Source organism: Nonomuraea sp. NPDC049649 (assembly GCF_040675175.1).
Lineage (GTDB): Bacteria > Actinomycetota > Actinomycetes > Streptosporangiales > Streptosporangiaceae > Nonomuraea.
Window position 1 is genome coordinate 34,567 of the sequence record NZ_JBFAOH010000019.1, and the last position, 23,056, is coordinate 57,622.

Consider the following 23,056-nt stretch of genomic DNA (forward strand, 5'->3'; position numbering starts at 1 on the left):
GTCGGGCCTCTCAGTTAGCCGTGGGGTGCAGCCCGATCCGGAGCAGCACCGTACGGGTGATGTCGGTGACGGTTCCCGCGCCGCGGATCAGCTCCATCGGCGGGATGTCCACGTGCAGCGCGTTCCGGATGGACACCAGCAGCTGCGTGCCCATGAGCGAGTCCAGGCCGTACTCGTCCAGCCGCCGGTCCGGGTCGATGTCCGCGGCCGGCACGAGCAGGACTCCGGAGAGCAGTTCGATCAGCCGCTCGGCGACGTGCTCGTGCGCCTCGTCGGCGGTCATCGTGGCCAGCCGCGACAGCAGGTCGCCCGGGTCGGACACCTGTGCGGCGCCGGGCGGCAGCACCGCCGACAGCCACGGTCGGCGCAGCCCCGGAAGGGACTGCCGCAGCCTGCCCCAGTCGCACTGGCCCACCATCGCCACGTCGGCGCCGTCGGCCAGCATGTCGTCCACGGCGGCGAGTGCCAGCGCCGGGTCCATCGACGCGACGCCGAGCCAGGTCAGCGCCTCGGCCTGGGTGCCCTGGGCCAGGACCCCGGTGCCGGCGAGCGCGCCCAGGCAGACCGCGAGCGCGGGCCTGCCCTCGGCTCGCCGCCGTCGCGCCAGGGCCTCCAGGAACAGGTTCGCCGACACGTACGGCGTCTGCCCGATGTTGCCGATCGTCGTCAGCGACGAGTACAGCACGAACTCCTCCAGCGGCAGATCCGCGGTCAGCTCGTCCAGCACCAGCGCGCCCGCGACCTTGGGACGCAGCACCGCCCGGATGCGCTCGTCGGAGAGGTCGGCCAGCGGCGCGTCGTCGAGACGCATGGCGGCGTGCACCACCCCCCGCAGGTCATCCAGCCCGCGCAGGACGCCCCGCATCGCCTCCCGATCGGCCACGTCGGCCCGGAAGACGGCGACCTCAGCCCCCAGCCCGCGCAGCTCCTCCAGCAGCTCGGGCGCCCCCGGCGTGTCCGCGCCGCGCCGGCTGACGAGCGCCAGCCGCCGCACCCCGCGCCGCGCCAGGTGCCGCGCCGTGACCGCGCCGAACCCGCTCAGCCCCCCTGTGATCAGGTACGTGCCGGCAGCCGGACGACGCCGGGCCGGGCGGAACCGCGCCTCGACAGGCCCGTCCAGCGAGACGACGACCTTACCGATATGCCGGGAACGCCCCATCAGCGCGAACGCGTCGGCCACCCGCTCGGCCGGGAACACCGTGTGCGGCAGCGGACGCGGATCCAGCACCTGCCGGAACGCCGCCGCCTGCTCCGCCGCCAGCTCCGGGTCCTTCCACATCAGGGTGCCCACGTCCACCCCGAAGAAGGCGATGTTGTCGGCGAACGACCGCAACGCCACATGCCGGTTCTCGTAGATGTCGCGCTTGCCCAGCTCCACGAACCTGCCGCCGTGCCGCAGACACTCCAGGCCCCGGCTGATCGCCTCCCCGGCCAGGGAGTTGAGCACCACGTCCACACCCCGCCCGCCGGTCAGCTCCTTGACCTGCTCGCCGAAGTGCAGACTGCGCGAATCCAGCACGTGCGCCGCGCCCATCGCCTTCAGCAGGTCCCGCTTGGCCTCGCTGCCCGCCGTCGCGATCACGTGCGCCCCCACGTGCCGCGCGTATGCCAGCGCGGCCAGGCCCACCCCGCCCGCGCCGCCGTGCACCAGCACCGTCTCACCGCGCCGCAGCCGCGCGCAGTGATGCAGCGAGTGGTACGCGGTCACGAACGGCATCGGCAACGTGGCCGCCGCCGCGAAACCGAGACCGTCGGGGACGGGGACGGCCGACCACTCCTCGATCACCGCATGGCTGCCGAACCCCACCGGGCCCGCCGCCATCACCCGATCGCCCGGCCGCACCCGACTGACGCCGGGCCCGACCGCAACGACGGTCCCGGCGCACTCCAGGCCCAGCTCGTGACCGCCGAACACCGCCTCGACCGCCTCCGACGGGAGCATGCCGAGCGCGCACATCACGTCCCGATAGTTCAGCCCGATCGCCCGGACCTCGATGAGCACCTGCCCCGGGCCTGGCCGCGGGGTCTCGGCCTGTTCCCAGAAGAGCTCGTACGACAGGCCCGGCTCGTGCACCCCGAGCCGGTATGCGGACGCCGGGGCGGTCGGCGGCGGCGTCCGCACCAGCCGCGGCGTGAACCGCCCCTGCCGGGTGAGCACGATCTCGTCGTCGTCACCGGGGTCCAGCAGCTCCGCCGTCAGCTTTCCGGCATCTCGGCGCGCGTCGCCGCTTCGGTGCAGGCACACCCGGCGGGCATCCAGCGTGGGCTGCTCATTCCCCAGCGACCGCACCGTCCCCCAGGTGGCGGCATCCTCCGGGTGGCTTGCGCCGGGGTGCGGCTCCGGCAGGGCGCCGCAGGGGCGGGTCACCAGCCACAGCCGTACCGGCAGGTCTTGCGGCAGTTCCTCGCAGGCCAGCGCGATCGCGCGGAGCGCGGCGGCCCGCCGGGTGATCCGCTCGACCACGTCCTCGGATTCGCTGCCGCCCAGGAGGAGCGCGAAGGTCACCGCGTCCGACGCGGCGGCCCGGGACGCCCAGGCGGCGGGATCACCGGAAAGAGGAGCCAGGACCGCCCGGCCACCCCGCTCCCGCAGCAGCGACGCGACCTCGACGGCGACCGCATCGCCCTCGTCCTCGGCGACCACGACCCAGGTGCCCTCAGCGGTGCCGTCCAGAGACCGCTCCACCGCGTTTCCGCTGCGCGTGGCCAGGAGCACGGAGAAGTCCCCGGCCTCCGGATCCTCCTCCGGCCCCACCTGGACGACCTCGCCGTACCCGGCCCCGGCCAGCAGCTCCCGCCACCGTCCCGCTGTAGGCGGAGGCCGGAACTCCGGCAACAGCCCCAGGAACGGCTCCACCCGATGCGGCCCCGCCACGAACAGCTTCCCGCCCGGCGCCAGCAGCCGCCCCAGCCCACGCAGCGCCCCGTCCACATCACCCGCCAGATGCAGACAGCCGGCCACCACCACCAGGTCGAACCCGCCCTCCGGAAACCCCTGCCCCACCGGATCGCCATCCAGATCCAGCAGCCCGAACTCGACCGCATCCACCCCGGACAACCGCTGCCGCAGCCGCCCCAGCACCGGCTCGGCCACCTCGGTGACCGTGTAACGGACCCGATCGCCAGGCAGCACCGGCAGCAACGTCACCGTCGTACCGCCCGTCCCCGCCCCCACCTCCAGAACCCGCAACGGCCGATCGCCCGGCCACCCCCCGACGACCTCCTCCACCAGCGCCCGCAGCAGCCGATTCGCGCACACACTCGCCGGCCCCACCTCGTGGTACTGCTCCAGCAGATCCCCGGCCCCGCCCGCCCCGGCCACCTCGGCCGCCGCGACCTCCCCGCCCAGCAGCTCCCGCATCCGCTGCCCGACCCGCACGGCCAGCGCCGTCTGAGCCGGAAACGCCGCCCCCTCCTCAGCCAGCTCCCGCAGCCCCGCCTTGTCCCCGACCGGCACCACCAGCCGCACCCTCTGCCCGCCCCGGCGCTCCAGCACGCCCTCCCGCTCCATCAGGGGCAGCGCCGCCCGCACCACCGCCTGAAGATGCTCCTCCCGGCAGACCCCGACCAGCTCCTCCACGGTCAGCTCAGGCTGCTCCCCCTTCTCGCCGTCCGAGGGGTTGCAGACCAAGGTTCTGAGGGCGGCGGCGAGCGTACGGGCGAAGGTCGCTTCCAGCCGGGCCTTGTACGACGGGTAGCTGAGTTCGCGCCAGGCGGAGCGCACCTCCGAAAGCCGGTCCGAGGCACCGGCGAGGATGGTCGCCGAGTCGGCACCGGGCCAGGAGTGAGCCGGATCGCCCGGCCGGGGCGCCGCCCGCAGCTCGACGTGGTAGCGCTCGGCTCGCGTGGTGTTCTGGATGTGCGCCCGGCTGAGCCGGACCCCTTCCATCTCCGCCGCCACCCGGCCGTCGGCCCCGATGACGGTGATGTCCCAGCACACCTCCTCGTAACCGCTGGAACGTTCCCGTACATGCAGGAACCCCTCCGGATCCGGCCGCCCCCACACCCGGACGGCCCCGATGGCGGACGGCAGGTACGCGGTGCCGTCCAGCATCCGGTCCACCAGCCACAGCACGCCTGCCTGCAGAGCGCTGTCGAACAGCACGGGATGCGCCTGGTAACGCTCGTCCCGCTGCCCCGGGCACGCGTACGAGCCAAGCACCTCGCCCGGAGCGCGCCACAACCCGGTCAGCACCCGGAACGCGGGCCCCCACACCATCCGCCCTTCCGCGGCTCGCGCGTAATAGCCCGGCACGTCCACCGGCTCGGCTATACGGGCCCGCAGCTCCGCCAGGTCCACCGGCGCGGGCGCGGCACGCAGCAGCGGACGGACCCGCGCCCGGAAGTGCTCACGCGGATGCTGTCCGCGCCGCGTCGTGCCCGCCACCGCGACCACGCCCGTCTCGGCGGACAGCGACGTCTGCACGTACACCGGCTCCGCACCCGGCCCCGGCACCACCAGCGCCCGCGTGATGCTCGCCCGATCGACCTCGACCGCCTCACCGGCCTCGGGGATCGCCTGCCGCCCCGCCGCCAGCGCCATCTCCACGTACCCGGTCGCGGGCATCACCACGGCCCCGCCCGCCCGATGATCGACCACCCACGGCACCCTCACCTGGTCGATCTCCCCGAACCAGGAGGGGTCCAGCGTCGGCAGCCGCTGACCCAGCAGCGGATGCGTGAACGCGGGATCGCCGATCGACTGCGACCAACTGAGCGGACCGCCCACCCAGTGCCGCTGCCGTTGCCACGGATACGCGGGCAGCTCCTTCACGACCCCTCGTCGGGGAAAGTGCCGTTCCCAGTCCACCTCACCCCCAGCCGCAACCACCCCCGCGACCGCCGCCCCGACGGCCACAGCCCCAGAACTCCCCGACCGCGACTTGGCGGCCCCCAACGCCGTATCGGTGGCCGTCTCTGACGGTGCCGAACCAATGGTGATCGACCTCTTGGCGGCCCCCAACGCCGAATCGGTCGTGGCTGTCTCCGCCGGGATCGAACCAAGAGTGACCGGCCTCGTCCCCGGCTGGGTGGCCCCCGCCGTCGCCGACGGTGCCGGATCACCAGTGGCCTCTGCTGTCCCCAGCGGTGCCGAGTTGGCTGTCTCCGAAGGTGCTGGGCTGGCGGTGGTCGGGCTCCGGTCGGGGCGGCGCAGGGTTGGTATGACGGCGGTGCGGAGGCGGGCGGCGGCGGAGATGCGGCGGAGGTACGGGCGGAGCACCGGGTGCGGGCCTACCTCCACGAGGACGTCGAACCCGTCGGCGAGGACCCGCTCCACCGCCGCCGCGAACCGGACGGGGCGTCGCACGTTCTGCCACCAGTACGTCGCGTCGAGTTCTTCGCCCGTCAGGGTTTCGCCGGTCACCGTCGACACCATCGGGATCCGTGACCGTGACGGCAGCAGCCCGGCCAGCGTCTTGCCGAGCGGTTCGCGCAGTGTGTCCATGGCGGCGCTGTGGAAGGGGTAGTCCACGTCCAGCTCGCGGAAGAACACCTGGCGGGCAGTCAGGTCCTCACCCATCCGCTTGAGCGCCGCAGCCGGTCCCGCGACCGTGATGTCCCGGTCGGAGTTCACCGCGGCCACCTCCACCCCCGGGTAGCCGGCCAGGAACTGCCGGGCCTCCGCCTCCGGAAGCCCGACCGCCGCCATCCGGCCCTGCCCCCGCGTCGCCGCCTGCGCCAGGCTGCGCTCGGCGATCACCTGCGCGGCCTGCTCCGGCGACAGCGCCCCGGAGACGTACGCGGCGGCCACCTCGCCGACGCTGTGACCCAGCACCGCGCCCGCCCGCACCCCGGCCGCCTCCAGCATCGCGGCGAGCCCGGCCTGGACGGCGAAGAGCAGCGGCTGTGCCCTCTCGGTCGCCGACAGCCGCCACCGGTCCGGCGGCAGCGTCAGCTCCTCCAGCACCGACCAGCCCAGCCGGTTCACCAGCTCGCCGTCCACCGCCTCCACGGCTTTCCGGAAGGCGGGCTCACCCAGCAGGTCGGCGCCCATCCCGGCCCACTGCGACCCGTTCCCGCAGAACACCAGCGCCACCCGCCCCCTCTCCACGGCCTCCCCGATCACAGCCTTGGCTGAGGGATTTGAGGGGGTGTCTCCAATCGCGGTCTTCGGTGTGGAGCTCCGAGCCGCCTGCCCAACCACAGCCTTGGGCGTGGGACTTGAGGGGGTGGCCTCAACCGTGGTCTTCGGTGTGGAGCTCCGAGCCGCCTCCCCGACTCCGGCCTTGGGCGAGGCGTCTGGGGGCGTGTCCCCGCTCACGGGTGAGGAATCGCGGGGCGTGTCCCCGTACAGAGTTGAGAGGCTCTGGGCGGCTTGGGTGGCGGAGGTGGCGAGGACTACGGCGCGGTGCCGGTGGGCGGCGCGTCGCCGGGTGGCGGTGTAGGCCACGTCGTAGAAGTCGGATTCGTCCACCGACGCCAGGTGGGCGGCGGCGCGCGCGACGGCTTCCTGGAGGGCGCCCGGGGAGCGGGCGGAGACTACGACGGGCAGTGGTGTGGGGCTCTCAGGGTGGGCGGAGACGACGGGCTGTGGTGTGGAGTTCTCAGGGCGGGCGGAGACGACGGCGGGCATCCCAGGGTGGGACGGTGCCGAAGGTTGTGCGGCGATCGCTACGTGGACGTTGGCGCCGCCGAAGCCGAAGGAGTTGACCCCCACCACCGTCCGCGCGCCCGTCGAGAGGAGGGGCCGGGGGCGGGTGACGACGGTCAGGCCGAGGCCGTCGAAGTCGATGGCGGGGTTGAGCGTGGAGGCGTGCAGGGACGGCGGGATGGTGCGGTGCCGGAGCACCAGCAGGGCTTTGAACAGGCCGGGCATGCCGGAGGCGGGCTCCAGGTGGCCCAGGTTCGTCTTGACGGAGCCGATCGGCAGGGGGCCGGCCGAGCGGGCCGTGCCGAGGGCGCGGCCCAGGGCCTCGCATTCGGCCGGGTCGCCTGCCTGGGTGCCGGTGCCGTGGGCTTCCACGTACGCGATCTCGTCCGGATCGACCCCGGCCTCCCGGTACGCCTGGCGGAGCAGCGCCTCCTGGGCGTCCGAACTGGGCAGCGCCAGGCCCATGGTGCGGCCGTCGTTGTTGGCGGCGGCGGCGAGGATGACGCCGTGGATCCGGTCGCCGTCGGCCAGCGCGTCCGCCAGCCGTTTGAGCACGACCAGGCCGCCGCCCTCGGACCGGACGAACCCGTCGGCGTCGGCCGAGAACGCCCGGCACCGCCCGGTCGGCGACAGCATCGACGCCTGGCTGAACCCGATGAACCCGGTCGGGCTCAGCAGCACGTTCACCCCTCCGGCCAGCGCCGTCCGGGCGGAGCCGTCGGCCAGCGCGCGGCAGGCCCGTTCCACCGCCTGCAGCGCCGACGAGCACGCGGTGTCGATGCTCATGCTCGGCCCGCGCAGGTCGAAGGCGTGCGAGAGCCGGTTGGCCGCGATCGACAGCGCCATCCCGGACATCGAGTACGGGCCCATCGCGCCGGGCTCCAGCGCCTGCAGTACCCCGTACGAGAGATCGGAGACGCCGACGAACACCCCCGTCCGGGTCCCCGCCAGGCGGGCCGGGTCGATGCCCGCGTCGTCGAGCGCCTCGGCCGCCATCTCCAGGAGGAGCCGCTGCTGCGGGTCCATGGAGGCCGCCTCCTTGGGCGAGATGCCGAAGTAGGCGGCGTCGAAGCCGGCGATGTCGTCGAGGAAGCCGCCCGCCCGGGTGTAGCTGCGGTCAGGGCGCGGGGTGGACTCGTCGACGTACCGCTCGGTCTCGAACCGGTCGGGCGGCACCGTACCGACCAGGTCGTCGCCGCGCAGCAGAGCTTGCCAGAGCCCGTCGAGATCGTGGATGCCGCCGGGGAGCCGGCACCCCACGCCTACGATCGCCACCGCCCGCTCGTTCATAAGCCACCTTCCTGGTCGTCTGCGACACCCATGGCATCACAGCGGAACGTGGTCGAATAGCGACTGTTCGTGTTTCCTGCCGGTAAGCGGGATGCCTCCTGTTGAGGGATGGCGTGGTGGGCTTTGGAAACGTAAAGCGCAGTGACGGTAAGTGGTCAAGCGTGTGCGAAGAGTCCCTATACTGAGCCGGGTTCCCGAGCGGAGGTGAGGCGCCCGTGTCAGGCCGTACGCGGTGGTGGCGCTTCGTCGCGGTGCTCGTTCCCGCGCTGGCGGCGGCCGTGGTCCTCGTCGGGGTGACCGGGCAGGGGGGCGTGGCGGCGTCGTTCGCGCTGTCCGGTGAGCGGTTCAAGATCTCGGCGGATCGGCTGGTGGGTGAGGGGTTCGCGCAGTACGGGGACGTGGCCTCGACTTCTGTGGGGCGGCGTCCGGTCCTGGTGTCGGTGATCGGGCGGGCGCGGATCACCGGGCTGTGCCAGTCGGCGCTCGTGCGTACTCCGCTCGGGCAGGTGACGTTCCTGGTCAGGGCGGGGGAGGGGGAGCGGCCTGTGGAGGCGGCCAACCTCGTCATCGACCTGCACCAGCTCTCCGGTGACGTGACGTTCGGCGACATCGAGATCGGGCGGGACGCCGCCACTCTCGACCTTCCCGCCGGGCTGGCGGGGCGGCGGGGCGGCATCGGGCAGCAGGCGGCCACCGTCCGCATCAGCGGGCTGCGGCAGACCGCGTACGCCGTCAACGCCGGTACGTTCCGGCTCAACGGGCTGCGGCTCAGCTTCCTGCCCGGCGATCACGAGTGCTTCTGAAATGTCGGGATGTTTCCGCCGATGGCGGCGTAGCCGGCCCTTCTGGGGTGGGGTCTGGGTGGTGGCCGGTGGGGTCGTGATCCTGCTCGCCCCGCTCGCGCCTCTGCCGTTCCTCGCTCGGCAGGGGGTGGCAGGGATCTCCGGCTATGTGGTGGGGCTGCTGCTGGTCGCGGCCGGGCTGCTGAGCTGGTGGCAGGCGGGGCAGCGGGTGTTTCTCGGGGTCGCCGCCATCGTGCTGTCGCTCGGGTCCTTCGTCACTTCGAATCTGGGTGGCTTCGGGGTCGGGATGCTCGCGGGGCTTACGGGTGGTGCGCTCCTGTGTGCCTGGGCTCCCGTGTCCCGCCAAGAACCACCCGCCGACTCACTACCGCGGAAGGGGGCGTGGCGCGCCATCGCGGTGGTTCCGGTGGTGTTCACGGTCACGCTGCCCGCGCATCCGGGCGCTCCGGATTCCGGGATCGAGGCCGCGCGGCTCACCTTGTGGGGTGGCCGGGTCGAAGGGGTGGTGTACGGGGGCGCAACGGGGCCTCGGCTCAAGCTGTCGATGTCCGCTGTCGAGATCGACGACGGGCTGCATCGTGGGGGTGCGGTCGTTCAGCAGCGGTTCTCGCGGCTGCGGCTGTCGGGGGATGTCGTCATGTACGTGAGCCGGATGCGGGCTCGGGTCGGCGGGGTCGGTGTGACGTTCACTCCCGGGATGCCGCTGCCTCCGCTGCCGTTGCCGGTCATGACGGTCACGGGTGTGGAGGCCGACGGGCTCTACGTTCGTGCCGCCCATGCCCGGATCGAAGGGCTCACCCAGAGGGCCGGACAAGCGGGCTCCTGGTGACAGCGGTTTGCAAGGGGGCCAGGGTGGAATGCGGGAGCATTTCGACCTGGAGTGGGGTACTCGGTGCCTGGAAGCATGACATGTCCGGACTGTGGGGCGGTGCTGCCCGGGCCGGTGGCTGGGTGCCCGCGGTGCGGGCTGCCGCTGCACGGACCTGCCGCGTACGAGCTCTGGCAGGTGGATCAGACCCTCGCGGGGCTGAAGGATCAGCAGGCGCGGCTGCAGGTCCGCCGTGCGGAGCTGATCGGGATCCTGCGCGCCCAGGTGTCCGAGAGCAGGCAGGCGGCATCCGGAGCAGGGGATTCGCCTCAGGCAGAGGCGGGCGTAGGGGCTGCCGATTCTGCGAGCCCGCCTGAAGCGGGGAAGGCGTACGGGGGCGTGCCGCGACCGGGGGCGGCCGGCGGGGGATACGGGGGCGAGGGGCGCGAGGTCTCGGCGGTCACGGCGAGGAACGTGCTGCTCAGCCTCGGTGGTCTGCTGCTGACCGTGGCGGCGGTGGTGTTCACCGTGGTGAGCTGGGGGTTGCTGGGGATCGGCGGGCGTGCGGTCGTGCTGGGCGCGTTCACCGGGCTGGTTCTGCTGGCGCCGGTGGTGCTGATCCGGCGGGGGCTGACCGCGACGGCGGAGACTCTGGCCGGGTTCGCGGTCGTGTTGCTGTTGCTCGACGGTTATGCGGCCAGGCAGGTGGGGTTGCTTGGGGTCGATGCCGTTGACGGGTTGCACTACGCCGCCGGGGTGCTCGGGCTGACCGCGCTCGTGCTGGTGGCCTATGCGCGGGTCACCGGGCTTCGAGGGCCGGCTCCGGTCGCCGTGGTGCTGGTGCAGCCGGTTCTGCCGTTGCTGCTCGGCGACTCGGGGGTGTGGGTGGTGGCCACGCTGGTGGCCACGGCCGCGCTGGATGCCGTCCTGGTCCGTTACGGCCGGGGTGCGGTGCGGGTGACGGCTGCCGTGGCCGGGTCCGTGGTTTCCGCCTTCGCCCTGCTGGGGGGCTCGCTCTATGCCCTGCAAGCGTCGTCGCTGGGTGAGGCGCTGGTCAGGTCGGCGCCGCTGGCCGCTCTGGCGCTGCTGGGCGGGTCTGTGACGTGGCTGCTGACCAGGCCGGGAGCCGTGCAGGGGATGGCCGCCAGGGAAGCGTGGGCGGCTGTGGTGGCGGCTGGGACCGCGCTGACGCTGATCGTCACGGTGGCCGCGCCGGTGCGGCCGGTGCTGGATGTCAGGTGGTGGTCGCTGGCTTTCTTGGGGCCGGCGCTCGGGGTGGTGCTCGCCGCTGCGTGGCTGCCCTGGAAGCGGGTACGGCAGGCGGGCGTGGTCACCGGTGGGCTGGTGGCGCTGCTGGTCGTGCTGGCGGTGCTGCCCCGGCTCGTGGCCACCCTGATAGGGCCGCTCGCCTGGCTGGACCTGCTCTGGGCGGGCACCTGGCGCGGGCGGGATCTGCCGCCGTTCGAGATGGCCTCACCGGCGGATGTCGTGGTGCTGGGCGCGCTGGCCGTGACCCTGCTCGTGGTGGCGGTGCGCGGCACCGATAGGTCAGTCGGGCGGGACGCTGGCGGGGCGCAGGGGATCGGCTCCGGTGGGGAGTGGCCGGGGAAGGCGGCTGTCGTTGGGGCGCTGGTGCTGGGGGCGCTCATGGTGGCGGTCGCGCCGCAGGCTTTCGGAATGCCGTATCCGGCCGCGGTGGCGGTGCAGGCAGTGCTGGCCGTCGGGCTGGCGGCGGCGACCACGGCGGGCCGGGTGCGGTGGTGGGTCGTGGCGTGTGCGCTGGTCGCCGGGGTGGTCGGGTTGCGGGCGGCCGTCTACGCGTTCGGGAGTGAGCCGGCGACGTTGATCGTGCTGCCGGTCCTGGCCGTCGCGGCGGGGGCCGTGGGGCTGGCGGCGCGGGTGAAGGAGGTGCGGGCCTGGGGGCTGGGGTTCGCGGCGCTGTTCCTGGGGCTGGAGGCGGTGGCGGCCGGGTTCTCGCTGGGGTTGCGGGTGCTGGTCGCGATGAGCGTGGGGTTCGCCGTGGCCGGGGTGCTGGTGCTGCTCAGGTCGTTGTGGTCGGGCGAGACGAGTCTCCGGTACGTAGGGGCCTTCCTGCTGCTGATGGCCTCCTGGTTGCGGCTGGGCGCTGATGAGGTGACCGTCGTCGAGGCGTACACGGTCCCGGCCTCGCTGGTGCTGCTGGGCAGCGGGTGGTGGCGGCGGCGCGAGGCGCGGGTCTCGTCGTGGGCGGCCTACGGGCCGGGGCTCGGCTTCACGATGCTGCCGAGCCTGGTGGCGGTCTACGCGGACACGGAGTGGCTGCGGTCGCTGGCGCTCGGGGTGCTGGCGCTGGCGGTGCTGGTCGCGGGGGCCAGGTTCCGGTTGCGGGCTCCTACGGTGCTCGGGGGTGGCGTGCTGGCCGGGGTCGTGGTGCGGGAGCTCGCTCCGTACGTGTCGGAGCTGCTGCTGGTGGTGCCCCGCTGGGTGCCGATCGCGGTGGGCGGGGTGCTGCTGGTCGTGGTCGGGGCCACGTACGAGGCGCGGATGCGGAATCTGCGCCGGTTGCGGGACACCTTGGCCGCGATGGACTGATCAGCTGACCGCCTGGGCGGCGGCGCGGCCCGCCTGGCGGCCGGAGAAGAGGCAGCCGCCGAGGAAGGTGCCTTCCAGGGCGTTGTAGCCGTGGACTCCGCCGCCGCCGAAGCCGGCCGCCTCGCCGACCGCGTACAGGCCGGGGACGGGCTCGCCGCCGGCGCCGAGTGCGCGGGAGTCGAGGTCGGTCTGGATGCCGCCGAGGGTCTTGCGGGTCAGGATGTGGAGCTTGACCCCGATCAGCGGGCCGGCCTGCGGGTCGAGGATGCGGTGCGGCGCGACGGTGCGGCTGAGCCGGTCGCCGAGGAAGCGGCGGGAGTTGTGGATGCCCTGGATCTGCGCGTCCTTGCTGTACGGGTTGCTCACCTGGAGGTCGCGGGCCTCGATCTGGCGGCGCAGCCCGGCCGCGTCGAGCAGGGGCTTGTCGGTCAGGCCGTTCATCTTCGCGACGAGCTCCTCCAGGGTGGCGGCGACGACGAAGTCCGCGCCGTGCTGCTTGAAGGCCTCCACGGGGGCGGGCGCCCCCTTGCCGAAGAGTCGTTCGCGGACCACCGCCTTGCGGTCGCCGCTGGTGAGGTCGGGGTTCTGCTCGGAGCCCGACAGCGCGAACTCCTTCTCGATGATCCGCTGGTTGAGCACGAACCACGAGTGGTCGTACCCGGCGAGGTCGGGGGTGGTGCGCAGGTACGCGAGCGTGGCGAGGGTGTCGTAGCCGGGCAGGCACGAGTCCGGCAGCCGGCGGCCCAGCGCGTCGAACCACATCGACGACGGCCCGGGCAGGATGCGGATGCCGTGGCCGGGCCAGATGGGGTCCCAGTTCCGGACGCCTTCGGTGTAGTGCCACATGCGGTCCCGGTTGACCATGCGGGCCCCCGCGTCGGCGGTGATGGCCAGCATCCGGCCGTCCACGTACGCGGGCACGCCCGTGATCATGTGCTGCGGCGGGGAGCCCAGCCGTTCGGGCCAGTAGCGGCGCACCAGGTCGTGGTCGCCGCCGATGCCGCCGGAGGCGACGATGACCGCCTGCGCCGTCAGCTCGAAGGCGCCCGTCACCTCGCGGCTGGAGGCCACCCCCCGCGGCGTGGGGTCGTCCACGAGGACGCTCCCTCGTACACCTGTCACGGCACCGTTCTGGACGACGAGCTCGTCCACCCGGTGACGGTGGTGGAAGCGCAGCAGGCCCGCGTCGGCCGCCTGCCGGGCGCTGCGCACGAACGGGGCCACCACGCCCGTGCCGGTGCCCCAGGCCACGTGGAAGCGGGGCACCGAGTTGCCGTGACCGTCGGCGCGCAGGCCGCCGCGCTCCGCCCAGCCCACGAGCGGCGTCAGCTTGATGCCCCGGGCGTCGATCCACGAGCGCTTCTCACCCGCGGCGAACTCGACGTAGGCGCGGGCCCAGCGCGCCGCCCACAGGTCCTCGTCGTCCAGCCGGTCGAACCGGGCGCTGGCCTGCCAGTCGCTCCAGGCCAGCTCGAAGGAGTCCTTGACGCGCAGGCGGCGCTGCTCCGGCGAGTTCACCAGGAACAGCCCGCCGAACGACCAGTACGCCTGCCCGCCCAGGTCGGCGGGGCCCTCCTGGTCGACCAGCGCCACCTTCCGGCCCCGGCTGGTCAGCTCCGCGGCGGCGACCAGCCCTGACAGGCCCGCGCCCACGATGATCACGTCCGCGTCCACAGCGGTGTCTCCTTAGTCCTTGACCCTGGCGGCGATCGCCTGCCCCAGTTCGGCGGTGGTGCCCCGGCCGTGCAGGTCGGGGGTGAGCGGGGCCTCGTCGGGGCCCGCGGCGAGCACGTCCTCGACGGCGCGCAGCAGGTGGGCGCCGGCGTCGGGGTGCCCGAGGTGGTCGAGCATCATCGAGCCGCACCAGATCTGCCCGATCGGGTTGGCGATGCCGCGCCCGGCGATGTCGGGCGCGGAGCCGTGGACGGGCTCGAAGAGGCTCGGGTGGGCGCGGTCGGGGCTGATGTTCGCGCTGGGGGCGATGCCGATCGTGCCCGTGCAGGCGGGGCCGAGGTCGGAGAGGATGTCGCCGAAGAGGTTGCTGGCCACCACCACGTCGAACCGGTCCGGATGGAGGACGAAGTGCGCGGCCAGCGCGTCGATGTGGCTCTTGTCGTAGGAGACCTCGGGGAAGCGCTTGGCCATCTCCTCGACCCGTTCGTCCCAGTACGGCATCGAGATCGCGATGCCGTTGCTCTTCGTCGCCGAGGTGAGGTGCCGGGCCGGGCGGCGCGCGGCGAGCTCGAAGGCGTAGCGCAGCACCCGGTCGACGCCCACCCGGGTCATCACGGTCTCCTGCACCACGGTCTCGCGCTCGGTGCCCTCGAAGATCCGGCCGCCGATGCTGGAGTACTCGCCCTCGGTGTTCTCCCGTACCACGACGAAGTCGACCTCGCCGGGCTCGCGGCCGGCGAGCGGGCTGCGCACGCCCGGCATCAGCTTGCAGGGCCGCAGGTTGACGTACTGGTCGAAGTCGCGCCGGAACCGCAGCAGGCTCCCCCAGAGTGACACGTGGTCGGGGACGACCTCCGGCCAGCCCACCGCGCCGAAGTAGATGGCGTCGTAGGAGCCGAGGACGTCCTTCCAGTCGGGCGGCAGCATCTCGCCGTGCCGCTGCCAGTAGGCGGCGCTGGCGAAGTCGAAGTGGTCGAAGCGCAGGTCGAGGCCGAACACGTCGGCGGTCGCCCGCAGCGCCCTGAGCCCTTCGGGGACGACTTCGGTGCCGATGCCGTCGCCGGGGATGACGGCGATCCGGTACGAGTGAGCGTTCATGAGTTGTCCTCCCGGTTGCGGAGCGCCGCGAGGCCACCCTGGGCGTCCTCGATGACCAGCCGTTCCGCGGTCGCGGAGTTGCCTTCGCGCAGGGCGCGCACCAGGGCGCGGTGGCCGGCGTAGCGGTCGAGGCCGAAGCTGTCGTCCGAGGCGATCTTCTCCAGGCGCAGGGCGCGGCGCTGGGGGCGGGAGAAGACCTGGGTCTGTTCGAGGAGCCGGATGAGCACCGGGTTGGCCGCGCAGGCGTTCACCAGCTGGTTGAACTCCTCCATCCGGTCGAGCAGCGCGGCGATGTGCCGGTCGGCGTCCTCGCCGTTGCGGCGGCGGGTGTAGATGAGCAGCAGCAGGTCGTCGGCCTCGTCCAGGATCGCGTCGAGGGCGTCCAGCTGCTCGGGGGTGGCGTGCCGGGCTGCGAACCGGGCCACCAGGCCGCGGAGCCCGACCTCGACCTCGGCGAGGTCGTCGACGGCCTTCTCGGCGATGTCGGCCACCACGACCGTCCGGGGGCCGGTGCGCTCGATGAGCCCGTCCTGTTCGAGCCTGCGCAGCGCCTCGCGCACCGGGGTGGGGCTGACCGACAGCTGCTCGGCGAGGCCGCGCTCGGTCACCTTCTGACCGGGGCGGAGCGCGCCGGAGCCGATCGCCTCCCGCAGAGCCTGGTACGCGAGATCGGCCCGGGTCTCCGTCGTGGACTTGACCATCATGCCGCCACCATAACATTGCTATGGCAAACACAAATGCCATCTCTTGACATTTTTGCTATGGCAAATACTGTGACTCCTGCCTCACCCCCCAAGGAGGACAGCCATGGCCAGCGCGACACGAGCCGCCAGCCCTCCAGCCGGCACCGCGCGGATCACCTTCTACGTGGCACTAGCGGTCTTCGCCCAGGAGTCGACCTGGAACTTCTACGACAACCGGGTCCCCGAACTGCTCCGGGACCACGTCGCCAGCGCCGCCGTCATCGGCCTGCTCATGGGCATGGACAACCTGCTGGGCGTCTTCATCCAGCCCTACATGGGCAACCGCTCCGACAACACCCGCACCGCCTGGGGGCGCCGGATCCCGTACCTGGCGGTCATGATGCCGCTGGGCGCCCTGCTGTTCCTGCTCATCCCGCACGCCACGTCGCTCGGCTGGCTGATCCTGGTGATCTTCCTGTACGCGCTGGTGATGAACAGCTTCAAGCCCATCAGCGAATCCCTCATGCCGGACTTCATCCCGCCGGAACGCCGGAGCCGCGCCAACGCCGCCGTGAAGATCGCATCCGCGCTGACCACGATCGTGGCCGCGCTGGTCAGCCTGCTCATGGTCGACGACCACCCGAAGCTGGCCTTCGCCGTCCCGGCCGCCCTCATGCTGGTGGCGGCCGGGGTGCTCGTCTGGCGGGTGCGCGACAGCCGCTCGCCCGCCTACCAGGCCGCGCTGGCCGAGGACCGGGCGGCCACCGGCGAGGCCAAGGTCAAGATGAGGACCGTCGTCGGGGACCTGGTGTCGAGCGCGGACCGCAGACGGCTCCTGCTGATCGTCGCGGTGTTCCTCTTCGCGGGCGCGTGGTTCGCCTCGCGCTCGCTGATGACTCCGTACGGGGTGCAGGTGCTCGGCCTGTCACCGGGGAAGACGGGCGGGCTGACGCTGCCGAGCGGCATCGCCTTCCTGCTGGCCGCCTACCCCGCCGCGCTGCTGGCCGAGCGGTTCGGGCGGCTGCGGGTGATGGCCACCGGGATGCTGGTCTTCGCCCTGGGCGCCCTCCTCGGGGCCGCCGTCCAGACCCCGGCGGCCACCGTCGTGGCCCTCTGCCTGGCCGCGGCCGGCGCCGCCGCCTTCGTGATCAACGCGGTCGTCGTGCTGTGGAACCTGGCCCCGTCCAGCCGCGTCCTCGGCACCTACACCGGCCTCTACACGGTCGGCTGGGCCGGCGGCGGCATCGCCGGACCGGCCCTCGTCGGCCTGGCCGTCGACCTCACGGGCTGGCACCTGATGCTGCTCCACATCGCCGTCCTGACCGTCACCTCGATCCTGCTGGTCCTCCGGATCGACCGCCTCCGCCGCCGAATCGAGGCCACCCCATGACACCGACACTCCTCATCACCACCGACTACCTGGCGCCGGGCGACGAGGTGGACCGCCTCCTCCGCGAGGCGGGCTACGCCACCCGGCACCGCCCGCTGCGCGGCACCCGCGAGCCCGGCGAACTCGTCGCCATCCTGGACGGCTGCGTGGGCGCCCTGATCGCGAACGAGCCGATGACAGCCGAGGTGTTCGCGCGGGCCCCCGAACTGCGCGCGGTCGTCCGTACCGGAGTCGGGTACGACTCGGTGGACGTGGAAGCCGCGACCAAGGCGGGCGTGTCGGTGAGCAACCTGCCAGGCGTCAACGCCAACGCCGTGGCCGAGTACACCATGGCCCTGCTGCTGGCCCAGGCCCGCCGCCTGGTGACGGTCGCCGCCGAGGTACGGGCGGGCGGCTGGCCGCGCGAGGACGGCCACGAGCTGCGCGGCAAGACGCTCGGCCTCCTCGGGTACGGCGCGACGGCCCGCGCCGTGGTGCCGCTCGCCCGCGCGTTCGGGCTGACGGTGCTCTGCACGACCGGCGTCCCGGAGAGCGGGCGCGGCGACGTCCCCGTACGGTTCGTGGACCTACCGGAACTGCTGGCCGAGTCGGACTTCCTCTCCCTGCACACGGCGCTCACCCCGGCCACCCGGCACCTGATCGACGCCGCCGCGCTCGCCCGGATGAAGCCGGCGGCGCATTTGATCAACACCGCCCGCGGGGCCATCGTGGACGAGGCCGCCCTGGCGGCGGCGGTCCGCGAGGGCAGGCTCGCCGGGGCCGCGCTCGACGTCACCGGCACCGAGCCGCTCCCGGCGGACAGCCCGCTGCGGGACGTCCCCGGCATCACGGTCTACTCCCACCTGGCGGGCCAGACCGCCGAGGCCCGCCGCGAGGCCGGTCTCGACGGCGCCCGCGAGCTGCTGGCCGCGCTCCAGGGACGGCCCCGCTGCTCGCTCAACGCACACCTGCTCCCTGACAACGATCGGAGATGACATGACGCCCTCGACGGAGGCGGTCCGGGTGCTGACCCCGGCCGGGATGCTCGGCGCGGGGTTCCCGCCCGAGACGGTCGACCGGGGCATCGAGCTCGGCGCCGACGTGATCGCGCTCGACGGCGGCTCGACCGACTCGGGCCCCTACTACCTGGGCACGGGCACGGCCAAGACGACCGCCGCGGCCGTCGCCCGCGACCTGCGGATCCTGCTGCGGGCCGCGTCCCGCGCGGGCATCCCGCTGATCGTCGGCTCGTGCGGCACCGGCGGCACCGACTCCGGCGTCGACTGGGTGGCCGGCATCGTCGCCGACATCCTCCGGGAGGAGGGCCTGGACCTGCGGGTCGCCCGCGTCTACAGCGAGCAGCGTGCCGGCGCGCTGAAGGAGCGGCTGAAGGAGGGCCGGATCCACCCGCTGCCGCCGCTGGGCGACCTCGACGCCGGCACGCTGGACAGCTGCAGCCACATCGTCGGCATGATGGGCCACGAGCCCATCGTCGCGGCGCTGGAGGCCGGGGCCGACGTGGTGCTCGCGGGCCGGGCCACCGACACCGCCGTCGCCGCCGCGTACCCGCTGATGAAGGGCATGCCCGCGGGCCCCACCTGGCACGCCTCCAAGATCGTGGAGTGCGGCGGGCAGTGCACCACGAACCCGCGCGTGGGCGGAGTGTTGGCCACGATCGACCAGCGCGGCTTCGTCGTCGAGCCGCTGGACCCGTCCGCCGCGTGCACGCCGACGTCGGTGGCGGCCCACATGCTGTACGAGACCGTCGACCCGTTCCGGATGCGGGAGCCCGCGGGCACGCTCGTGGTCGGCGACGCGACCTACACCGCGCTGGACGACCGCCGGGTCCGCGTCGAGGGATCCCGCTTCGAGCCCGCCGCCCAGCACACGATCAAGCTCGAAGGCGCCCGCGTCACCGGTTACGAGACCATGTCCTTCACCGCGATCCGGGAGCCGCGCATCCTCGCCCGGATCGAGGAGTGGGTCGCGCTGCTCCGGGAGATCCTGGAGGGGCGGGTGCGGCAGACGCTCGGTCTCGGCCCCGACGACTACGCCCTGGACATCCGCCCGTACGGCTACAACGCCGTACTCCAGGACCTCGACCCCGCGACCGGCCCGCCCCGCGAGGTCGGCGTGATGCTGCTGGTCCACGCCCCGGAGCAGGCCACCGCCACCGCCATCGCCAAGATCGCGAACCCGCTGATGCTCCACCTGCCGACGCCCGACATGGACTACCTGCCCAGCCTGGCCTTCCCCACCTCCCCGGCGGAGACCGAGCGCGGTCCCGTCTACGAGTTCGCGCTCAACCACGTCGTGGACGTCGACGACCCCTGTGACATGTTCCGCATCGAGATCGGCGAGGGTGATTCCCGTGACTGACCGCAAGCCCACGCTGGGCGAGCTGGCCCTGGAGGTCCGCGCCAAGAACGCCGGCCCGTTCTGGGTGACGATGGAGCTCTTCATGCGCGACGCCGACGGCTACGCCGCGGTCGCCGACGAGACCTTCATCAACGAGGACGTCATCGCCCGCCTCTACGACGTGGACCCGGCCGGCATCCAGATCTTCCGCATCCCCGCGCTCAACGTCGTGAAGATCTCGTTTCCCCGCCCGGTCGCCCAGGGCAGCCTGCGCGACCGCGACATCCACGCGGGCCAGCACCACGTCCCCCTGGCCTCGCTCGTGCCCCCGTGACCTACCTGCGCCGTACCCGCCTGAAAAGCCAGATCTGGGCGGCCAGCAGAGCCAGGGCTGCGGGGACCGACGTGGCGAGGACCTGCTCCTCCGACAGGCCGGCGACGCACCGCGTGAGGTTGCCGCCCTCGTACGGGAGGGTGCAGGTGCGCGTGAGGACCAGCCAGAGGACGACCACGTCGGCGACCAGCAGGGCGATCGTCCCGTAGGCGAGGAGCGGCCAGGTCCACCACGTGTGCCGGGTCATGCGGCCGATCCTACGCCCGGGCCTTGCTCTACGGGCTGTAGAGTAAGCGCTCGACGAAAGGATGGACATGCTGCGCTGGTTCCGGATCGTGGCGGTGGCCGAGGCGTGCTCGTGGGCGGGGCTGCTGGTCGGGATGTTCTTCAAGTACGTGACCGCGTCCGGTGACCTCGGGGTGAAGATCTTCGGGCCGATTCACGGGGCGCTGTTCGTGCTGTACGGGCTCGGGGTGGTGCTCTCGGCCCGGGAGGCGGGCTGGAGCCGCGGCGCGGTGCTGCTGGGCCTGGCGTGCGCGGTCCCGCCGTTCACCTCGATCTGGTTCGAACGGCGGATGGCGGCGCGCACGCCGGCCGGGCCGCTTCAGGCGCAGGTGTAGCCGGAGGGCAGGGCGGAGTCGCCATCGGGGCGGGTCGCCTGGAAGCCGACGCCGGTGCTCGCGCCGGGGGCGAGGGTGCCGTTGTGGGCGACGTTCCTGATGGTCACGGTCTGCCCGCCGGTGGTGACCACGCCGTTCCAGGAGCCGGTCAACGCGTGGCCGGCGGGGAGGGTGAAGGTGACCGTCCAGCCGTTGACCGTCGCGCTGCCGGTGTTGGTGATGGTCAGCGGCTGGATGACGTAGCCGGTGGCCCACTGGGTCTGCACGGTCTGGACGGCGGTGCAGGTCCCGCCGGACGGGCTGCCGGGCTCTGTGGTGATCTGTACGGTGTTCGACACCGCTGAGGTGTTGCCCGCGGCGTCCCGCGCCCTGACCTGGTAGCGGTAGGCGGTCTCCGGGGTCAGGCCGGTGTCGCTGTACGAGGTCGTGGCCGAGGTGCCGGCCTGGGTGAAGGCGCCGGTGGCCGGGGCGCGCAGGATGTCGTAGCCGGTGACGCCCGTGTCGTCCGTGGAGGCCGTCCAGCTCAGGCTCGTGCCGGTGGCGGTGGTGCCGGAGGCGGTCAGGCCGGTCGGGGCGGTCGGCGGGGTGGTGTCACCGGGGTTCGAGCCGCTGAGGTCCGGGGTCTGCCAGTCGCGCCACTCGGCGAGGTCGCCGCGCTTGGCGGGGGAGATGCGCATCGAGCCGGTGTAGCTGCCGGAGTTCCGCAGGAACTTCTGGATGCTCTGCTGGATCGGGCCCCGCCACTCGGAGCGGCTGGCGCAGTGGTTGCCGTCCTGGACGTCCGACCAGTAGGTGATGTTGCCCTGGGCGCCGAGCGCCTTGTAGACCTCCGCGCCGCCCAGCGCGCCGACGCTGGCCGAGCGGGCGGCCAGCCAGTCGATGTGCGGGTTGTCCATCATGAGCAGCCCGCGCGGGGCGATCATGGCCACGGTCGAGTGGGTGTCGACCGGCAGCCTGGCCGGGTTGCCGGTGAAGGAACCGAACGCGTCGCCCAGCCAGGGCTGCTCACTGTAGGCGCTGCTCAGCGGCTGGGCGCCGCTCTCGCCGGGGATGGCGCGGAAGGCGGTCAGGCCGCCGCTGCCCGACTCGACCGGCATGGTCAGCGCGATGCGCTGGTCGAAGGCCCCGGCCACGAAGGCGCCCCTGCCGTAGCGGGAGCAGCCGGTGACGCCGGTCGCGTCCGCGCTGAGCACGCTGCCGCCCGACTGCTCGATGACGTCGATGATCCGGCTCACGCCCCACGCCCAGGCGCCCGGTGCCGCTGGACGAGCCGTACAGGGTGTAGAACGCGCCCTGCTTGTTGCTGCGCGGCGTGCCCTCGCGCCCCACCGCGAGCGGGTCGTAGCTGACGACGGCGGCGCCGGCGGCCTTGATGGCCGCGGTGTCAGCGCCGAAGCCGCCGACGATCACGGCGGGGAAGGGGCCGGAGCCGCTGGGCAGGTCGATGCCCGCGGAGAAGCTCGCGCTGCGGCCGTTGTGGGAGACGTTCACGGTGATGCCCTGGCCGGAGACCGTGCCGGTGACGCTGGACGGCTTGCCGGGCTTCTCCTGCGGATTCCGGAGATGGCGATCACCAGAGTTCTCCCTTCCGGAGGGGGGTCGGTGATCAGCTTGAGAAACCGCTTTGAAACGTGTCAACGAACGGCCGAAACTTTCGACGCCGTCCCCGTCAAGACCCACTGTGACCAGGGCGTTTATCTCGGGCGAAAATCGACATAAGAGGAAAATAGCTGAAATGGCGATCCGTGCGCCTGACGCGTATTCGAAAGGGTTTTCTAATATGTATGTCGAGCGTGATAAGTTGGGCCAGGTGTTTTCGGATGTGCGGCAAGTAGCCGTACGGGAAGGCAGGATGTGCGAGCCGACGATCAGATGACTGACCGGAAGCTGAAGAAGGCCGACTTCGACGAGATCTACACCCGCCCCGACCCCCGCTCCTACTACGACCGCCTGGGCGAGCTCGACTACTCCGTCCCAGGTCACGGGCAGCGCGTGTTCCGCAAAGTGCTCGACGCGCTCGACGTGGACGAGCCCACCGTCGTGGACCTGTGCTGCTCGTACGGTGTGAACGCGGCACTGCTGAAATGCGACCTCACGCTCGACCACCTCTATGACCACTACTGCGACGAACGGCTGGCCCGCCTCGCGAGCGACGAGCTCGCCGAGGAGGACCGCGACTTCTACCAGAGCCGCCGCCTGAAGGACGCTCCCCGCGTGATCGGCGTGGACACCTCCGCGCCCGCCGTCGAGTACGCGATGACGGTCGGCCTGCTCGACGGGGGAGCCGTCGAGAACCTGGAACACGACGACCCCTCGCCCGAGCTGGCGGCGGTGGTCGACGAGGCCGACCTGATCACCGTCACCGGCGGCATCGGCTACATCACCGACCGGACGATCGATCGGCTGCTCGACTGCACGTCCGCCGACCGCCGTCCCTGGTTCGCGGCGCTCTGCCTGCGTACGGTCGACTTCACCCCGGTGGCCGACTCGCTGGCCCGCCACGGGCTGGTCACCGAGCAGCTGGAGGGCGCCACCTTCCCGCAGCGCCGGTTCGCGGACGAGAGCGAGCGCGACTTCGCCCTGCGCGCCCTGGCCGAGCAGGGCGTCGATCCCGCGGGCAAGGAGGAGGCGGGCGAGTACCACGTCAACGTCTTCCTGTCGCGCCCCGGAGAGGACGTCGCCGCCGCCCCGATTGACAGCGTCCTTGACGGCGTGATTCCTTCCGCGGACTCCGGCTGACCGGGCGGTTCCCGCAAGGCCAGGTCACCTCCTGAACGGACCGCGAGAGGTGCCTGTCAACCTCCTGTGAAGGTACGCGAGAGGTGAAGACGAGGATCAGTCATGTGGTACGAGTGT

At 72.5% G+C, this 23,056-nt stretch carries 15 protein-coding genes; 9 read left to right on the forward strand and 6 right to left on the reverse strand.

The window, feature by feature from the left end; genetic code table 11:
- Window positions 1-10: 10 nt before the first annotated feature.
- Window positions 11-7,867: an SDR family NAD(P)-dependent oxidoreductase gene (locus AB0J42_RS23140; RefSeq protein WP_364297625.1), complete on the reverse strand. Its 7,857-nt coding sequence runs from the start codon at window positions 7,865-7,867 to the stop codon at window positions 11-13.
- A gap of 230 nt (window positions 7,868-8,097) precedes the next feature.
- On the opposite strand from AB0J42_RS23140, the gene AB0J42_RS23145 reads away from it, so the two are divergent.
- The 3 genes from AB0J42_RS23145 (at window position 8,098) to AB0J42_RS23155 (ending at window position 12,064) form a co-directional block, all read left to right on the forward strand.
- A complete protein-coding gene (locus tag AB0J42_RS23145; protein ID WP_364297627.1) occupies window positions 8,098-8,685 on the forward strand; it encodes a DUF6230 family protein in 588 nt (195 codons plus the stop codon).
- 1 nt (window position 8,686) lies between these two features.
- Window positions 8,687-9,514, forward strand: coding sequence for a DUF6114 domain-containing protein (locus tag AB0J42_RS23150; protein WP_364297629.1), 828 nt, complete (start codon window positions 8,687-8,689; stop codon window positions 9,512-9,514).
- A gap of 378 nt (window positions 9,515-9,892) precedes the next feature.
- A complete protein-coding gene (locus tag AB0J42_RS23155; protein ID WP_364297631.1) occupies window positions 9,893-12,064 on the forward strand; it encodes a hypothetical protein in 2,172 nt (723 codons plus the stop codon).
- On the opposite strand, the gene AB0J42_RS23160 is transcribed toward AB0J42_RS23155, so the two are convergent.
- Genes AB0J42_RS23160 through AB0J42_RS23170 form a run of 3 tightly spaced genes read right to left on the reverse strand, consistent with a single transcriptional unit; the run spans window position 12,065 to window position 15,540 of the window.
- Window positions 12,065-13,738 (reverse strand): FAD-binding dehydrogenase, encoded by a 1,674-nt coding sequence (locus AB0J42_RS23160; RefSeq protein WP_364297633.1) that lies wholly within the window; start codon window positions 13,736-13,738, stop codon window positions 12,065-12,067. It abuts the gene before it with no gap.
- Window positions 13,739-13,750: 12 nt separating this feature from the next.
- Entirely contained in the window at window positions 13,751-14,836 is a 1,086-nt protein-coding gene (locus AB0J42_RS23165) for a tartrate dehydrogenase (protein WP_364297635.1), read from the reverse strand.
- The gene (locus AB0J42_RS23170; RefSeq protein ID WP_364297637.1) at window positions 14,833-15,540 is read right to left on the reverse strand and encodes a GntR family transcriptional regulator; all 708 of its coding nucleotides are present in this window, start codon (window positions 15,538-15,540) and stop codon (window positions 14,833-14,835) included. The genes AB0J42_RS23165 and AB0J42_RS23170 overlap by 4 nt, the downstream gene beginning before the upstream one ends.
- A 103-nt stretch (window positions 15,541-15,643) precedes the next feature.
- On the opposite strand from AB0J42_RS23170, the gene AB0J42_RS23175 reads away from it, so the two are divergent.
- Genes AB0J42_RS23175 through AB0J42_RS23190 form a run of 4 tightly spaced genes read left to right on the forward strand, consistent with a single transcriptional unit; the run spans window position 15,644 to window position 19,580 of the window.
- Complete coding sequence (locus AB0J42_RS23175) at window positions 15,644-16,909, forward strand: MFS transporter (RefSeq protein ID WP_364297639.1); 1,266 nt, start codon at window positions 15,644-15,646, stop codon at window positions 16,907-16,909.
- The gene (locus tag AB0J42_RS23180) at window positions 16,906-17,883 is read left to right on the forward strand and encodes a phosphoglycerate dehydrogenase (protein ID WP_364297641.1); all 978 of its coding nucleotides are present in this window, start codon (window positions 16,906-16,908) and stop codon (window positions 17,881-17,883) included. Before AB0J42_RS23175 ends, AB0J42_RS23180 begins: the two co-directional genes overlap by 4 nt.
- Window position 17,884: 1 nt before the next feature.
- Window positions 17,885-19,267 (forward strand): acyclic terpene utilization AtuA family protein, encoded by a 1,383-nt coding sequence (locus AB0J42_RS23185; protein WP_364297643.1) that lies wholly within the window; start codon window positions 17,885-17,887, stop codon window positions 19,265-19,267.
- Window positions 19,260-19,580 (forward strand): DUF4387 domain-containing protein, encoded by a 321-nt coding sequence (locus AB0J42_RS23190; protein WP_364297645.1) that lies wholly within the window; start codon window positions 19,260-19,262, stop codon window positions 19,578-19,580. Before AB0J42_RS23185 ends, AB0J42_RS23190 begins: the two co-directional genes overlap by 8 nt.
- Before the next feature lies 1 nt (window position 19,581).
- On the opposite strand, the gene AB0J42_RS23195 is transcribed toward AB0J42_RS23190, so the two are convergent.
- The gene (locus AB0J42_RS23195; RefSeq protein WP_364297647.1) at window positions 19,582-19,827 is read right to left on the reverse strand and encodes a hypothetical protein; all 246 of its coding nucleotides are present in this window, start codon (window positions 19,825-19,827) and stop codon (window positions 19,582-19,584) included.
- A gap of 67 nt (window positions 19,828-19,894) precedes the next feature.
- On the opposite strand from AB0J42_RS23195, the gene AB0J42_RS23200 reads away from it, so the two are divergent.
- Entirely contained in the window at window positions 19,895-20,200 is a 306-nt protein-coding gene (locus tag AB0J42_RS23200; RefSeq protein ID WP_364297649.1) for a DUF3817 domain-containing protein, read from the forward strand.
- Here AB0J42_RS23200 and AB0J42_RS23205 read toward each other — a convergent pair.
- Complete coding sequence (locus AB0J42_RS23205; RefSeq protein ID WP_364297651.1) at window positions 20,185-21,435, reverse strand: cellulose binding domain-containing protein; 1,251 nt, start codon at window positions 21,433-21,435, stop codon at window positions 20,185-20,187. The two genes, AB0J42_RS23200 and AB0J42_RS23205, sit on opposite strands and share 16 nt — an antisense overlap.
- A gap of 637 nt (window positions 21,436-22,072) precedes the next feature.
- Here AB0J42_RS23205 and AB0J42_RS23210 point away from each other — a divergent pair.
- Window positions 22,073-22,939, forward strand: coding sequence for a class I SAM-dependent methyltransferase (locus AB0J42_RS23210; protein ID WP_364297653.1), 867 nt, complete (start codon window positions 22,073-22,075; stop codon window positions 22,937-22,939).
- Window positions 22,940-23,056: the final 117 nt, after the last annotated feature.